Source organism: Chitinophaga filiformis (assembly GCF_023100805.1).
Taxonomy (GTDB): domain Bacteria; phylum Bacteroidota; class Bacteroidia; order Chitinophagales; family Chitinophagaceae; genus Chitinophaga; species Chitinophaga filiformis_B.
The window spans coordinates 6,449,385-6,465,268 of sequence record NZ_CP095855.1 but is presented as its reverse complement, the minus strand read 5'-3'; the positions used below and the strand labels follow the sequence as shown (position 1 = coordinate 6,465,268).

General features: G+C 47.4%; 16 protein-coding genes. 8 read left to right on the top strand and 8 right to left on the bottom strand.

The window, feature by feature from the left end:
• The first annotated feature begins 25 nt into the window (after positions 1-25).
• Positions 26-1,603, top strand: coding sequence for a gliding motility-associated C-terminal domain-containing protein (locus tag MYF79_RS25085; RefSeq protein WP_247810602.1), 1,578 nt, complete (start codon positions 26-28; stop codon positions 1,601-1,603).
• Positions 1,604-1,752: 149 nt separating this feature from the next.
• Here MYF79_RS25085 and MYF79_RS25080 read toward each other — a convergent pair whose 3' ends face one another.
• On the bottom strand, positions 1,753-3,801 hold the full coding sequence (locus tag MYF79_RS25080) for a M3 family metallopeptidase (protein ID WP_247810600.1): 2,049 nt from the start codon (positions 3,799-3,801) through the stop codon (positions 1,753-1,755).
• A gap of 120 nt (positions 3,802-3,921) precedes the next feature.
• Between MYF79_RS25080 and MYF79_RS25075 the strand changes: the two genes are divergently transcribed.
• Positions 3,922-5,523 (top strand): Na+/H+ antiporter, encoded by a 1,602-nt coding sequence (locus tag MYF79_RS25075; protein ID WP_247810598.1) that lies wholly within the window; start codon positions 3,922-3,924, stop codon positions 5,521-5,523.
• Positions 5,524-5,644: 121 nt separating this feature from the next.
• Here MYF79_RS25075 and MYF79_RS25070 read toward each other — a convergent pair whose 3' ends face one another.
• Positions 5,645-6,412, bottom strand: a complete 768-nt coding sequence (locus MYF79_RS25070) for a tRNA(His) guanylyltransferase Thg1 family protein (protein ID WP_247810596.1) — start codon at positions 6,410-6,412, stop codon at positions 5,645-5,647.
• Complete coding sequence (locus tag MYF79_RS25065) at positions 6,402-6,848, bottom strand: AAA family ATPase (protein WP_247810594.1); 447 nt, start codon at positions 6,846-6,848, stop codon at positions 6,402-6,404. Before MYF79_RS25065 ends, MYF79_RS25070 begins: the two co-directional genes overlap by 11 nt.
• A 129-nt stretch (positions 6,849-6,977) precedes the next feature.
• Here MYF79_RS25065 and MYF79_RS25060 point away from each other — a divergent pair, with 129 nt between their 5' ends.
• The 5 genes from MYF79_RS25060 (at position 6,978) to MYF79_RS25040 (ending at position 9,907) form a co-directional block, all read left to right on the top strand.
• A complete protein-coding gene (locus MYF79_RS25060) occupies positions 6,978-7,883 on the top strand; it encodes an AraC family transcriptional regulator (RefSeq protein WP_247810592.1) in 906 nt (301 codons plus the stop codon).
• Positions 7,884-7,949: 66 nt separating this feature from the next.
• Positions 7,950-8,414 (top strand): hypothetical protein, encoded by a 465-nt coding sequence (locus tag MYF79_RS25055; protein ID WP_247810590.1) that lies wholly within the window; start codon positions 7,950-7,952, stop codon positions 8,412-8,414.
• 2 nt (positions 8,415-8,416) lie between these two features.
• Positions 8,417-8,722 (top strand): DUF3817 domain-containing protein, encoded by a 306-nt coding sequence (locus MYF79_RS25050; protein ID WP_247810588.1) that lies wholly within the window; start codon positions 8,417-8,419, stop codon positions 8,720-8,722.
• Between the two features lie 42 nt (positions 8,723-8,764).
• Positions 8,765-9,526, top strand: coding sequence for a helix-turn-helix transcriptional regulator (locus MYF79_RS25045; RefSeq protein WP_247810586.1), 762 nt, complete (start codon positions 8,765-8,767; stop codon positions 9,524-9,526).
• Positions 9,527-9,541: 15 nt separating this feature from the next.
• A complete protein-coding gene (locus MYF79_RS25040) occupies positions 9,542-9,907 on the top strand; it encodes a glyoxalase superfamily protein (protein WP_247810585.1) in 366 nt (121 codons plus the stop codon).
• 4 nt (positions 9,908-9,911) lie between these two features.
• Here MYF79_RS25040 and MYF79_RS25035 read toward each other — a convergent pair whose 3' ends face one another.
• Entirely contained in the window at positions 9,912-10,361 is a 450-nt protein-coding gene (locus MYF79_RS25035) for a DinB family protein (RefSeq protein WP_247810583.1), read from the bottom strand.
• 52 nt (positions 10,362-10,413) lie between these two features.
• The gene (locus MYF79_RS25030) at positions 10,414-10,719 is read right to left on the bottom strand and encodes a hypothetical protein (protein WP_247810582.1); all 306 of its coding nucleotides are present in this window, start codon (positions 10,717-10,719) and stop codon (positions 10,414-10,416) included.
• Positions 10,720-10,835: 116 nt separating this feature from the next.
• Here MYF79_RS25030 and MYF79_RS25025 point away from each other — a divergent pair, with 116 nt between their 5' ends.
• Positions 10,836-11,327 (top strand): GNAT family N-acetyltransferase, encoded by a 492-nt coding sequence (locus MYF79_RS25025; protein ID WP_247810580.1) that lies wholly within the window; start codon positions 10,836-10,838, stop codon positions 11,325-11,327.
• Between the two features lie 170 nt (positions 11,328-11,497).
• Here MYF79_RS25025 and rsgA read toward each other — a convergent pair whose 3' ends face one another.
• The 3 genes from rsgA to ric all read right to left on the bottom strand — a co-directional run bounded on the left by rsgA (position 11,498) and on the right by ric (position 15,864).
• Positions 11,498-12,562 carry a ribosome small subunit-dependent GTPase A gene (gene rsgA / locus MYF79_RS25020; RefSeq protein ID WP_247810579.1) on the bottom strand — a complete coding sequence of 355 codons (1,065 nt, stop codon included), beginning with the start codon at positions 12,560-12,562 and terminating at the stop codon, positions 11,498-11,500.
• Positions 12,563-12,853: 291 nt separating this feature from the next.
• On the bottom strand, positions 12,854-15,097 hold the full coding sequence (locus MYF79_RS25015) for a nitric-oxide reductase large subunit (RefSeq protein WP_247810578.1): 2,244 nt from the start codon (positions 15,095-15,097) through the stop codon (positions 12,854-12,856).
• 44 nt (positions 15,098-15,141) lie between these two features.
• Complete coding sequence (gene ric / locus MYF79_RS25010; protein ID WP_247810577.1) at positions 15,142-15,864, bottom strand: iron-sulfur cluster repair di-iron protein; 723 nt, start codon at positions 15,862-15,864, stop codon at positions 15,142-15,144.
• Positions 15,865-15,884: the final 20 nt, after the last annotated feature.

Below are 15,884 nucleotides of genomic sequence, written 5' to 3'. Positions count from 1 at the left end.
ATAGCAATTGAAATACGATATTCCTATGAAATTGAAGGCTGGGTATAACCGGCTGGTAACACTATTCAGGTTACTTTTTATCTGCTCCATTACCGGTATGCTGATGATGCCTGCAACCCTGGTAGGGCAGGACATCGGCATCCGTAATCCTTCACTGGAAGGGATACCGTCTCAATACAGGGCGCCCGGCCAATGGATGGTTGTTTCCTCTACACCGGATATTCAGCCGGGGGTGACCGGCGTATACAAACCGGCCTCAAACGGAAGCACCTATTCTGCCTTCAGGGGCGGGCCACACTGGCTGGAAGCTATTGCCCAGAAATTGAATACTGACCTGTTGCCAGATAAAACCTACAGGGTTTCATTCGACCTCTATTTTGCCCGGGGCTATGATTCCGCTACCTGTTACGGGGCATTGGCTATTTATGGGGCAACAACCCTGACGGATACACTCGAACTGCTCTGGCAGTCGGGTGCATTCTATAATACAGAATGGGAACGCTTTACGGCGGAATTTACACCTCATGGCCAATACAGTTATATCGTATTCGGCGGAGATGTGCGTGTTGCCTGCGATAATGCCTATGGTATAGCATTGGCACTGGACAATCTTGCAGATACACTGCGTGAGGTGCCCAAAATATCCTACGATATAGTACCCAGCTGCAAGGGTGTGAGCACCGGCGCAGTCAGGATATCGGTGCAGGGCACTTACCCTCCGTTTGCCTGCGAATGGGAAGACAGTACAATTGCTGATGAAAGGGACAAACTTCCCGCCGGGGATTATATTGTAACGATACATGCCCGCAACGGCGTGACCGTACGGGATACGATTACTGTACCAGAAGCTGCGTTCGATGGTCATGCAGCCGTGACGCTTGCAGGTTGTACCGGAGAAAACAGGAACAGGATCCTGCTCAATACCACCGGTGGTACCGGGCCTTATGAGTATTATCTGAACGGGGACAGGCAGGCCAGGTTATCGCCGGAATTTGATAACCTGTATGCAGGACAATATGATATCATCATCAAAGATGCAAAAGGATGCCTGGATACCATATACGACATCCACGTGGCAGACCCGCCATTATTTACGCTTCTTGGTAGTTCCCTGCAGCAAATGAGTTGTGCTGTTACCAACGACGCTATATTGAAACTGGCCGCTACCGGTGGTGTGCCTCCATATACCTACAGTATTCCCGGACTTGTATCGCAGGGAGACAGCATTATCAGGAACCTGCGTGGCGGTAATTATACCTATCATATTACGGATGCGCAGGATTGTGATATTGCGGGTGACTTTAACGTTCCTGTAGCTGTCAACAAATGCGCAGTGCTTGTACCAAACGCATTCAGCCCCGACGGAGATGGCGTAAATGATGTATTCCGTGTAAAAGTGTTTGACAGGATCAGTGATTTCAGGATGTCTGTATATAATCGCTGGGGGCAACTGATGTTTGTAAGTACAGATGCAAATGAGGGATGGCTGGGCGATTTGAAAGGGCAGGCTTTACCTTCCGGTACCTATCTATGGACAATTTCTTACCTGGACAATACTCATCAGGCGATACAACAACAGGGGAGTGTCATCCTGATAAAATAGCAGAAGGGTCAAAGTAAAAACAGGCGCTGGAAATTGCCTGTATGCCTGGTAGTTTCCATCAGCTATCGAATAGAAAGAACTCAAAAGCGAAATGCCCCAAAAGGTTAGACACTTTTGGGGCATTTCGCTTTTGAGTTCTTTTGCCAATATTATTCCAGTCCCCGGTGTTGCAGTAAGTACTTTACATCGGGTTCTCTTTTACGGAAGGCAGTATACAATTGCATAGGTTCTTCCGTGCCGCCTTTTTCCAGGATATTCTTTCTGAAAGACGTCGCGGTGGCGGCGTCAAAAATATCGCCCGCTTCCTTGAATGCGGCAAAGGCATCGCTGTCCAGCACTTCCGACCAGATATAGCTGTAATACCCGGCAGAATAGCCGCCTGCAAAGATATGCTGGAAGTAGGTGCTGCGGTACCTGGGCGCGATCTGCGGGATCAGCCCTATCTTATCCATTTCCTCTTTTTCAAATAACAGCGGCACGATCGTCTTACCAGGCGCAAGTGTATGATAGCTCATGTCCAGCAGGGCCGCTGCCAGGTATTCTACGGTAGCAAAGCCCTGGTTGAATTTCGTGGCTGCTTTCATCTTCTCTACCATGGAAGCAGGAATGATCTCGCCCGTTTCGTAATGTTTTGCATACTGTTCCAGTACTTCGGGCTCAAATGCCCAATGCTCCATGACCTGTGAAGGCAGTTCCACGAAATCGCGGGGAACTGCAGTACCTGAAAGGGTTTCATACGTCACGTCAGATAAGAGTCCGTGCAATGCATGCCCCGCTTCATGGAAGAAGGTCTCCGCCTCATCGGGGGTAAGCAGCGCAGGTTGTGTACCGGTAGGCCGGGAAAAGTTACAGACGATAGAAATGACCGGGGCTACACGTCCGCTTTCATTCAGCGACTGTTTGCGGTAAGAGGTCATCCATGCACCGCCACGTTTGGAGCTGCGGGGATGGAAGTCCAGGTACAATATGCCTGTCAGCTGTTTATTTTCATCTTTTACTTCATATGCCGAAACTTCCCCGTGATATACAGGAACATCTTTCAGTGGATGGAAGCTTAGTCCGTACAGTTTTTTCGCAACAAAGAACAGCCCTTCGCGCACATTGTCCAGTTTGAAATACGGACGTAATGCTTCTGCATCGTAATTATATTTTTCCTTTCTTACTTTATCTGCATAGTAAAACCAGTCCCAGGCTTCCAGTTGTTCACCTTTACCCTCCCTGTCCATGAGCGCCTGCATTTCTTTTGCCTCCTGCCTGGCTACAGGTAAAGCGGCCGTCCACAGCTGTTGCAGCAGTTCATTGGCTTTTGCGGGCGTTTTAGCCATGTTTTCTTCCAGGATCAGGTGTGCATGAGAGGCATATCCCAACAGCGCTGCTTTTTCAGCTCTCAGGGCAACCAGCTGTGTTACGATCTCTTTGTTGTCGCGTTCATCATCGTGATTGCAACGGTTGATATAAGCCTGGTAGATCTCTTTCCGCAGATGCCGCTGATCTGCATACTGCAGGAAAGGCATGACACTGGCATTATGCAAGGTAAAACGCCAGCCTTCCCTGCCTGCTTCTTTTGCTGACAATGCAGCTGCTTCAATAAGAGAAGCGGGAAGGCCTGCGAGGTCTTTCTGGTTGGTGATCAGCAATTCGTAATGATTGGTCTCAGCCAGCAGGTGCTGTCCAAAACGGACAGTAAGCAGGGAGAGGTTTTTGTTGATCTCCCGGAGCCTTTCCTGTTTAGCGGCATCCAGGTTGGCGCCATTGCGCACAAAATCTTTATAGGTCTTTTCCAGCAGCTTACGTTGTTCTCCCCTCAGTTCAAGCGCATCCTGCCTTTCATATAAAGCTTTTATCCTGGCGAACAACGCTGCATTCAGGTAAATATCGTCAGCATGTTTTGCCAGCACAGGCGCTATCTGCCGGGAGATCTCTTCCAGTTCGGGAGTAGTGTTGGCAGACGTCAGGTTGAAAAACACGGTGCTGACATTGCGAAGCAGCTTGCCGCTTTTTTCAAGCGCTTCCATTGTATTGGCAAAGGAAGGCGGCGCCTGCTGGCTGGTAATAGCCTCAATATTTTTGCTTTGTTCTTTCATGCCTTCCTCAAAGGCAGGGAGGTAATGCTCGTGCGTAATGCTGCCAAAAGGAGGAACGTCAAAGGGTGTATTATATGCCTGAAGTAGTGGATTAAGGGTGTTTGTCTGCTCCATATCATCTTTGATTATAAAGTACTCCGGCAAAAATAACTATTCTTATAAATGTCCTTGTATTTATTGTATGAATCCACCGGGCTATGTGTAAATAGGCTGGATTGTAGTATTTTAGTAGCTATGCATGCTACATTCGTATTGTACATTGGCCTCATACTGGTAATACTGTTGCTGGTCATGCTGGCGCAACGTCTGAAGATCTCTTATCCCATTGTGCTGGTACTGGGTGGCCTGGTAATCAGTTTCATTCCCGGCCTGCCGGTCATTTCTATTGATCCGGAGCTTATTTTCCTGATCTTTTTACCTCCCTTGTTGTACGAGGCTGCCTGGTATACTTCCTGGAAGGAATTCTGGAAATGGCGCAGAGTGATCGGTTCTTTTGCCTTCGGCATTGTATTGCTTACGTCTTGTGTGATAGCGGTCGTTTCTCATTATCTCATTCCTGGTTTTACACTGGCCCTGGGTTTTTTGCTGGGAGGTATTATCTCGCCGCCAGATGCCGTTTCTGCCAGTACGGTATTGAAAGGAGTGGATGCGCCCAAGCGGCTTTCGTCTATCGTAGAAGGAGAGAGCCTGATGAACGATGCATCCAGCTTGATCGTATACCGCTTTGCGATGGCGGCGGTCATCACCGGCTCTTTCTCATTTCATGAAGCCGCGCTTAGTTTTGTGGTGGTGATTGTAATGGGAATTGCTACAGGGATTGCCGTAGGGCTGGTATTTTATGCTCTTCACCGCTGGCTGCCTACAACGCCAAGTATGGATACTGTATTGACATTGGCAGCCCCGTATGTGATGTATATAAGCGCAGAGTCTTTTCACTTTTCCGGTGTACTGGCGGTCGTGAGCGGAGGGCTTTTTATGGCAAACAGGCGTAACTCCATCCTGAGTCACCTGAGCCGTATACAGAGCATTAATGTGTGGGCCACCGTCGGATTTGTATTGAATGGTATCGTATTTATGCTGATAGGTCTTGAACTTCCCATTGTGGTGCAGCAGTTGGGCGGAAGTTCGCTGAAAGAGGCGATCTGGTATGGCCTGGTGATCTCAGTAGTAGTGATCATTACCCGCATTCTCAGCACCATGGGGGCTTCTGTATTTACAGTATTCATCAGCCGGTTTATTAAGACTGCGGATAGTCGCCCGGGATGGCGTATGCCGCTTGTATTCGGCTGGGCAGGTATGCGCGGTGTGGTATCGCTGGCGGCGGCTTTGTCCATTCCGATCATGGCAGGTAACCAGCCGTTTCCCCAACGTAATATGATCCTGTTCATCACCTTCGTAGTAATACTGGTAACGCTGGTACTGCAGGGCCTTACACTGCCCTGGCTGATCCGTAAACTGAAACTGGCGGAGCCTGACTACCTCATGTCAGAGCTTGAACAGGAGATCCTTGTCAGGAAAAAACTGGCACATACGGCACTGGAAGTATTGGATAAGCAGTTTAAAGCTGATGTGGAAGAGAATGTATTGTTACAGCAGTTAAGAATGAGCCTGGAAAATGAACATACTTTCCTACAAAGTTATGCAGAATCGCACGGTAAAGATGTAAACCGGCGTCAAGCGACTAAACGGTACAGGACTATTTATTTTGAGCTCTTAAAGGAGCAACGGCGAATGCTGAAGATGATCAACAGGAAGGCGGAGTTCAATGACGAGATCATCCGTAAACATTTTTCTCAGCTGGACCTTGCAGAAGAGAAAATAAGATTGCAGTTTTAATAAAGCAGGAGGGGAAACCCAAAAAGTAAAACAGACGCTGAGAATCGCTTAAAAGACTAACTGACTTCATCAGGTACTCAAAAAAAGAGGGTGTTTCAAGTTCGATACACCCTTTTTTTATTTATAGTTCGCTTTGATCTATCAACTGCAGTATGAAGTTATTGTATTCATCCTTCATGGGTAGTTCATCATTCACATAAAGCTGCCTTCTCTTTACTACAACAGGTTCTCCCGTTTTAGGATTAAAGCCTGTTTTGTCCATCTCCGCCCAGTAAAAACCAATCCCTCTTTTCTGCCAGCTGGGTAGTTCATTGAAGTTGATATGATAGCTGAAGAGCAACTCATTTTTATCTGCAGTGCTCATATTTTCAATTTTCTTTGTAGCTGTCAGCCGGGTGTGGTTATCTTTCCTCAGCTGCCAGTAGCAGTGTGCATTCAGCGCGTTGCGGTGCGCATCTTCATTACGCCATCTGAAATAGTCAGCTACCAGTTGCTTATTAGGCAGTTCGCAGATCCGGCAGTCAAATGCAGCAAGGCTTCCCAGCTGCAGGGAGAACCTGGCACTGGCTTCCCCTGCCAGGATGGAGGTATATTTCCGGTGTTTGCGGGCAAACGCATTTTCCTCAAGATGAAAAAGCAGGGAGATCTCATCACTTTCGGTATAACCATAAACAACGTTAAAGCCGCTATTCATCAGGTGTTTCACTGTTTCAATCATATAGTCCCTGAATACCGGGTCAAATGGGGCTTCGAAGGGGTGTACTTCCTTCGTCAGTTTGGTAAAACCCCTGCCATCAATACGGGCCACCATGTACATACCAGGCAAAACGCTTCTGTCATGCGCGGTTTCATATACCCGCATTTTACTGTCTAGTTCATCAAATTTCATGATTCCATGCTCTTATCGTAAAACCGTTTTCGCCTAATTCCACATAATGCAGCTCGTCAAATCCCTCACTTAGCTGTGGTACTTCCAGGCGTTTATAAGTGTTTAAAACACCCACTTTCGGGATCAGCGCTTTCCCGCTCCGCCGGCTGTTCCTTTCCAGGGCATCTGCGAGGTTGGAGCGGAAATAATATCCTATGACCCTGAATTTGTTTTCCAGGGCAAGCCGGATATATTTCTCCCTGTCTGCCGCTCCGGGATTGGTATTATCTACCACGAATGGCTGCATACCTTTGATGCATGCGCCAAGGAAGAGGTCTTCCCGGTATCTGCTTTTCAACAGGTCCAGGGAGATCCTGACATGGGTTTGCAAAAAGTGTTCTTTGTAAAAACCTGTTTTGCCGGTAGCTTGTAGTCCGCAAAAAATAATTGCTTCCATGGTATGGGTGTTCGGAGCGTAAAATAAAATATTAAAAGGAAACTGCAATTACCACATCAACCTCACGAGGGCCAGGTTAAAATAACAAATAGCTGACAATATTTCCCCTTCTCATTCGTCCATCCTCATATGAACGAGATTAAGGTATACGATGTCCACGCATTTACCTCCCGGTTTATGCCTTCCCGGGAACTGGAGACCCTGTTGAAGGGCGACCTGAATAAGTTCCTGATATGCAGGGTAGAAGACATGTACCGGCATGTAAAACAGGCGGTACCCGCTTCCCGCTCTCTCATGCATGCATGCCTCTACCTCACCGAAGGATCGGCCTCCATGAAGATCGGGAGTGAGAATTATCACCTCCGGAAAGGGGAAATACTGTTTGTACCTGCCGGGCAGGTATTCTCTTTTGATGCACAGGACGAGAATAAAGGTTTTTTCTGCAAGTTCCATGACGATATGCTGCTGGGCAAATACGGTAACAGCGAGTTGCTGAAAGAGTTTGAGTTCCTGAAAGTATGGGGAAAGCCCCATGTAGTACTGGATGAAGGAACTTCCCGGTTTGTACTGCAGCTTTTCGAACGGATCCTGTGGGAGTATATGGAGCATGGGCTACAGCATATGAACATTTTACAGCCTTACCTGATTGCCTTGTTATGTGAAGTGGGTAGTGGCTACCAGCCCCTGTTACCTGGTGCACAGACGAACGCCGTGAATATTACCAGCAGGTTCCGTGAGCTGGTTGCGCAGAATATCCGGCACCGCCATATGGTGAGCGATTACGCTGCGATGCTGAATATCTCTCCCAGCCACCTTAATAAATCAGTAAGGATGATCACACGGAAAGCGCCTACGAAATGGATTGACGAGACCATTGTGCAGGAGGCAAAAGTATTATTGAGCCAGTCCGACTTTCCCATCAGTGAAGTGGCCATACAGGTAGGGTTTGAAGACCAGTCCTATTTTACCCGGCTGTTTAAACGTTACGAAGGAATGACGCCAACAGAGTTCCGGCGAATGATCAAAATGTCCTAAAGTAGACTTTTTATGTCCTAACGGAATTGTTCATTTCGACAGAGCTTTGCGGAACAAAATATCGAAATGTATTTTTCATTACTGCTATTACATTCCTTCTTCAGATGGATGGTCGTATTAAGCCTGTTGTACGCCGTTTTCCGCGGCCTGAGGGGATGGACAGGAAAACGTTCCTTTACGCTTGCTGACGACAGGATAAGGCATATTACAGCTACTATAGCCCATATACAGCTGGCTTTGGGATATGTACTGTATTTCAATAGTCCCCTGGTTGCATGGTTCAGGGGACATTACCACGAAGCTATCCGGCAGTTCGATTTCCTTTTCTTCGGATTGCTGCATGTGATCCTGATGACGATTGCCGTGATCGTTGTTACTATCGGCTCTTCTTCCGCCAAAAGATCGGTCACTAACCAGGGGAAGTTCAGGATAATGACCTTACTCTTCGCCCTGGGCCTGTTAATTATTTTCATTGCCATACCATGGCCCTTTTCGCCACTGGCGCACAGGCCATACATAAGAACATTTTAATAATGATGCGTTTTCTCCGTACAAAAGTGGGCCGTTTAAGGCTGGTCGGGTTTATAGAGGGAATTTCCCTGCTGGTTTTAATAGGAATAGCCGTGCCTATGAAATATGCTGCCAATGACCCGTCCCTGGTAAAACTGATGGGGCCCATACATGGTTTTTTCTTTGTGATCTTTGTGATCAATGCATTAAGCGTTGGCATTGAGTACAAATGGAAGTTCAGTGAAGTGACATGGAAAGTGCTGCTGGCGTGTTTTGTCCCATTCGGTACTTTTTATATTGATTACCGGATCTTACGACGGATGGAATAAGCCGGAATATGGATTATATTTGTTCTATATCGCGTTGCCCTGATGCATATTGAAAAATATATACCGGTAGCCACATTGCAGCCCTTCATCAAATCTTTCATGATCATTGAAAGCGAGTTTCCCGTGCAGAACCAGATACTGCCGGATACCGCTGTTGTAATGGCTTTCCGGCTGAGGGGAACGGTGATGGATAAAGACCAGGGAATATTGCCGGCTACTACGCTTGGCGGGCTTAGGAAGACCTTCAGGTCGCTGGCCTATTCCGGCAATACCACCAACCTGCTGATCGTTTTCCGCGAAGATGGCGCCGCGGCCTTCTTTAAAGAGCCGATGCATGAATTATTCGGAGGCGCTGCCTCACTGGATAATTTTATCCGTAGGCAACAACTGGACGATATCACGGAACAACTGGCTGCCGCTGGCGATAATCAGGCTTGTATAGCTATTATGCAGGGCTTCCTGTTGACGGTCCTGAGACAGACAAAACCCGATCTGCTGGTCCGGGAAGCGATACGGAATATCAGGCAGGCAGACGGTAATCTGCGGATAAAAGAACTATTGCAGGAACTGCACATCAGCCAGGATGCTTTTGAGAAACGTTTCCGGAAAATAACAGGCGCCACTCCCAAACAGTTTGCATCTATCGTCCGCCTGAGAAGCCTGATCGGAAAGGCCGATGGCAGCACATTAACAGCACTGGCATATGATGCAGGATATTTTGATCAGGCGCATTTCATAAAAGACTTCAAATCATTCACCGGTAAAACACCAGGTGAGTTCTACAGATCAGCAATTTATTGGTAACCTGAAACATGCAGTATGGCTATTGTAAAACCAGTGCTCCGGGCATTTGATCATGCGAAAGTAATAGAGTTCTATGTCGACTGGCTGGGCTTCCAGGTAGACTGGGAAGACAGGCCTGACAATACGCCCTTTTATATGCAGGTCTCTATGGGCGATATCGTATTACATATTTCAGAACATCACGGTGATGCCAGTCCTGGTGGTACTGTGTATGTAGACGATTTCAGGGATGTCGCGGTTTACCACCAAAAGCTGATCGATAAACAATATAAATACAACCGCCCCGGTTTAGGGGAAGCGTTTTATGATCCGTCCATATTAACGTTTACCGTAAACGATCCGTTTTACAATAAGATCATCTTTGCCGGAAAGAAGCAATGAGTACTTACTTATCCAGTAATCTCCTGTGATAATTGATCTGTCCCAGGTGATAACCCAGGTGAGTGGCAAGATGTATCAGCATATAAGCTGTGGTTGTTTTACCATCAAAAACAACAATGGGATATTCCTCCGCTAACTTTTCTTCAGAAAGACTGTTCAGTGTCTTATCTACCACATGGATGGTGTCCTCTATTTTTTGCAGCAGTTCCGCACGGGGTACATCCTTCAGGGAAAATTCCAGGTCCCTGTGGCGGACGTAACCGGAGTTGCCCAGCTGTGCACCAATATAAGTATTTAAGTTGCCGGCCAGGTGTAAACAAAGATTACCGGCCGTGTTTGCAATATTAGCTTCGGTTATCCATAAAGCAGGCTCATGCTGATATAAGGATATTTCTGTTTTTAGCTTGTTAAGATCCCGGTTGAAGATTTCCTTTAAGGCTGTAAGTGTCGACATATATGCAAGGTTTCCTTCATACAAGATACGTCTTTTTCTACGGGATGTAGCATTAAATGGACAGGCTACGGTAGAAATATGCCCTCACTACATCGTTATTGCCTTCCAGTACAGGCTTTTTGGTGGAGAACAGTGCGCCCTCTACAGTTTTTTGCAGATATTTCTGGTTCCAGTGCATGATAGCCTCTTCAGGGGTATCGCCACAGCCGTAGATACCGTACTCAGGCCTTTCACCCAGGAGGCAGCAGTATTCCTGGCCGTCATTTAGAAGAACAGGTTTGTATTTCCTTACAGCATCCGGCATTTCGTTTGAGTTATAATCAACAGGAATAACTTTAATCTCATGTGTCGTTTCCATAGCACTTCTTTTTGGTAGAAATAACCCAATAAATATGCCATGCCAAAGCGCGAAAATGTGTACTTTTATTCCATTCAGTTATATTGAGAATTTTATTAAGATAAACTAAGCAGTAAATGAACGGTGCGATTTATGTCCGGCATGTCTCCGTGAAAGATGCGGCGCAGGTAGCCGCTTTATCAGGTGAATTGGGATACCCCTCAACAGTTAAAGACACGATCACGTACATCCAGGCAATCGATAAAAGTATTTGTGACGTAGCCTACGTTGCAGTGAATGGAGAAACTGTTCTCGGATGGATCCATGTACTCTATACCATCCGCCTGGAATCAGGTCCTTTTTGCGAGATCGGTGGCCTGGTAGTGGCACGCAATGCACACGGCCGGGGCATTGGCAGATTGCTGGTTGACAAAGCAAAGAAATGGGCCGCAGAGCGGAATATCAGTACACTGCGTGTACGCAGTAACGTGATCAGGGAAGGAGCGCATGCCTTCTATGTCAAGAATGGTTTTAAAGAGTATAAACAACAGAAGGTATTTGATTATACCATCGGTGAAGAGAATTTGTCGGAAAGGGCTGCTGTTGAGAATACGAAAGTAAGTGAATAAAGAAAACTTCGTAAGTCAGAGGCAGGTGATATCAGATGCCTTTCTTCACCCCACCCCAGTAGTCCTGTACACATTCAATTCAATTCAATTCTGACAACAACCCGGAAAGAAGGTAATAACTATAAAGTTGCTTACCAGGAAAACTAATGCTCCTGGTAAGCAACCATATGTTAATACTTCCGCTTTTTACGTAGCGCATTTATCTGTTTGGACAGTTTACCAAACTGTTGATCCATTCGTTTCTTTTCCATACTGCTTGCCTGGTAATGGTATTGTTCCCTGACCAGTTTCAGGTAATTGCGATACACATTCACCGGCAATGTACCTGCTTCAACCGCAGCAATGACAGCGCAACCCGGTTCCTGCTGGTGTGTGCAATCACGGAAACGGCAGTTTGCTGAGCGTTCTTCTATCTGTGGATGATAGAAGCTTACACCTTCGTCTGCATCTATGGTAAGGCCAAATTCCCGCATGCCGGGCGAGTCGATGAGCATACTGCCATTAGGCAACATTACCAGCTGCCGCGCAGTGGTGGTGTGTTTACCTTTATTATTGAATGTGCTGAGGTTTCCTTCTTTTTGTATAACAATGCCCGATAAGGCATTGAACAGCGTGCTTTTTCCCACGCCGGAAGAACCCAGTAAGGCGAAAGTTTTCCCTGCCTGCAAATACTGTGAAGTCCAGCTTTCCAGTTGCGCCCGATCTAAAGCGCTTGTGAGCAACACCGGGCATTTATATCCCAGTTCCAGTACCTGCCGGCGGTATGCTTCAGGATCATCTACAAGGTCCTGTTTGTTCAGGATAATAACAGGCTGTATACCGCATTGATACACCTGCTGCAGGTAGCGTTGCAGCCGTTGCAGGTTAAAGTCGCGGTCAAGGCCCTGGATGATCAGCGCCGCGTCAAGATTGGCGGCAATCACCTGCTGCTGGCTGCTCCTGCCGGGCAGTTTGCGGCTGATGGCATTTTGCCTGGGCAATACGTCGATGATGATGCTTTGATCGTCGTAAGGTTTGCATACCACCCAGTCGCCCACTTTGGGTAATTCCCAGGTCTCTTTGCTGTTCATGAGCGTACCGGCCAGTATGGCTGCAGAAAGCCCCTTATTGCTGATGATGGTATGATTGTAACCGTTAATGGCGGTTACACGGGCAGCCTCCAGGCCCTGGTGTAAAAAGGATGTATAGTATTGTTCGAAATGGCTGTTCCAGCCATATTGTGATAATAATGACATTGTTGAATAGATTGCAGCGCTGTGCGTGCGGACAATATGCAGTGTCCGGGCAACAGGGCATCGGTTCATAAAAAATATGAAATAAGGAAGTGGGGAACGCAGGGGTATTAAGCAGGACTTAATGTACCAGCTGCGTTACGCTGCAACGCATTCCGGCGGAAGATGGGCGGTGTGTAGTATTGCTGAATGTCATACGTGAGCAAAAATAGTATTTTTTAACAAGAAAAAACCGCCCCAATATCATTGGGACGGTTGCTCATCATTCGTAATTAATCCCCCGTATAATTTTTGTCAGCGTTTATCTTTCAATGACCATCCGGTCTTTAGCCCGATAATAAATACAACCAGCAGCAATTCACCTGTTGCCAGCAGTATATCGCCTGGTACACGCAGCCAGCGTAGGGTCTGCATGGTAGATGTCTGCATGAATTCTGCAGAACGTGCATACCAGTATCCATGCTGAATAGAAGCGATACCCTGCATAATACCGATAGGAAGCATGCTGACAGTTACCATCACAAGCAATCCGGCGTTGACCATCCAGAAGGCGGTGCCGATCAGCTTTTCATTCCAGTGGTGGTTAGGATACAAACCCCTCAGTACAAACAACATCAGGCCGATACCGAGTATGCCATATACACCGAACAGCGCCGCATGGCCATGTACTGCTGTCGTGTTCAGGCCTTGTATGTAGTACAAAGCGATCGGCGGATTGATGGCAAACCCGAAGATGCCGGCGCCGAGGAAGTTCCAGAAGCAGATCGCGATGAAGCAATAGATCGGCCACTTATATGCTTTGATCCATTCGGTCGATTTGCTGAGCGTATAGTTGTGGTAAGCTTCATATCCTATCAACACCAGTGGTACTATTTCCAGTGCGCTGAAGGTAGCGCCCAGTGCCAGCACTGCCACCGGTGTAGCACTGAAATAAAGGTGATGGAAAGTACCCAGGATGCCGCCCGACAGGAAGACGATGGTAGAGAAAAGTACACTGGTAGTGGCTGACTGCATGCGTAATAATCCTAACCTGCAGAACAGGAATGCAGATACTACCGTAGCAAATACTTCAAAGAAGCCTTCCACCCAGAGATGCACTACCCACCAGCGCCAGTATTCAGCAATAGCGAGATGTGTCTGTCTGCCATACATCAGGCCCGCTGCATAGAATACAGCAATAGCTACTGATGCGATCACAAATAAGCTTAGCAGGTGGCGGCTTTCATCTTTCTTCTTTAATGCCGGCAGCAGTGCGCGAAGCATTAATACCAGCCATAACACCAGGCCTGTCAGCAGTAAGATCTGCCAGATCCTTCCCAGTTCAATGTATTCATAACCCTGGTGCCCCCAGAGAAAGTTATCTACCAGTCCCAGCTTCTGCATGACGCCGAGCCACTGTCCTGTTAAGGAACCGCCTACTACAATAATGAGCGCTATGAAAAGGATATTCACGCCTAGTTGCTGATAACGCGGCTCGTAACCGGATACGGCTGGTCCCATATAAAGCCCCGTGGCCAGCCATGAGGTAGCGATCCAGAAGATGGCTAACTGTACGTGCCAGCTGCGGGAGATGGACTGCGGCAGGAATTTATCCAGCGGTATGCCATAAAAGCCTTGTCCTTCCACACCATAGTGCGCTGTAATAATACCCGCCAGCATCTGTACAAGAATGAGTATACTCACCACCCAGATGTATTTCAGCACTGCTTTCATAGAAGGCGTGGGCTGCATATTTCTCAACGGGTCTGCCGCCGGCAGCCTGACATGTTCATCGTCCTTATTGCGTACATGATATAATACAAGCAATGCGATACACCCCAGCAGGAGTAATACACTGAAACCAGACCAGAGATGTAATGAAGCAGACGGCACATTGCCTACCAGTTCATCATTGGGCCAGTTGTTGGTATAGGTGACATTGGTACCATCAGGCCTTTCACTGATACATACCCAGGTGCTCCAGGCAAAGAAGGCCGCCATCAGCCGCATACGCTCAGGATCCTGGATAGTACCTTCCTTTATGGCATACTGATTACGCAGTACGCTGAAGGAAGGATCGTTCATGAACAGTTTGGTATAATAGGCCGCCAGCTCATGAAAGACCTTTGACCTGCTGGCGGAATAGGTGATAGTATTTTCAGTGGCATTAAAGGTATTGGTCCTGAGCTCATGCTTCATACGCGCTTTGTACACAAGCTGTTCTTCGTCAGATAAGCTGCTATACACCTTCCCGTCTTTCTCTGCAAGTGCGGTGAGCATGGCGAGTGATTCACGGTGCAGGTAGTCGGCCGTCCAGTCAGGAGCAATATACGCTCCATGTCCCCATATACTGCCTACTGTTTGTCCGCCGATAGATTGCCACACATTCTGGCCATCTTTCACATCCTGACCTGTGAACAGCACCTCGCCTGTTTCACTAAGCACCTTTGCAGGGATGGGAGGCGCTTTTCTGTATATATCATTACCGAAGAAAATAAGCACGGCAAATGAGCTGGCCATTACCAGGGCCAGCCAAAGCCATAGTTTTTTAGTAGTCATGGTTCTTTTTTGTAGTTGGTATGGACTGAGTGGGAGAGGCTTTCCTAGGACACTGATTGTTCAAGTTGTGCAGCCTTCGGAAACAGGATATTATTTTCAAGATGGATATGGCGCATCAGGTCTGCTTCAAAGGCTTTCATTTTTTCGAAAAGCAATGTATAGGAATTGCAGGCGCCTTCCGGTAAAGCATAGTCGTTGGTAAGTTTGCGGAATACACGCAGATCTTCGCCGGAAGTATCATGTTCTGCACGCATTACTTTTATGGCACTCACGATGAAACTTTTTGCAGGCGATTCGTCACTACTCTGTAATTGTTCGAGGCGGATGATAGCTGGGAACAATACCCGTTCTTCCTTTTCCATGTGTTGCAGCAGGTCATCCAGGAAACCTATAGCGCCTGCTTCCAGTTCTACTAATTCAGGATGTTCCTTACCGTGCCTGCGGGCTACTTTGCTGGCCAGCTGCGCTATAATAGGTGCATTCTCCCTGACATACTGGTGGTGGGCGCCAACAATATGGTCGATCAGTACATGCAGGTCCAGGTTGATATAATCATCTGATGGCGGCGCAGTTTCCCGGGTTGCCTTATCCAGTTCGGAAATAAGAACGGCTTCCTCTATGCCACGCCGGCGGGCGGCTTCTTTCAATGTAATATTACCGCCGCAGCAAAAGTCAATGCCAAGTTTGGCAAATACATCCGCGTTACGGTAATCGGCTGCTGCCATATCGGCTACGGTTACCTGATCCAGGATTCTTGTTGTATTCATCTTAAGTGTATTTATAGTAA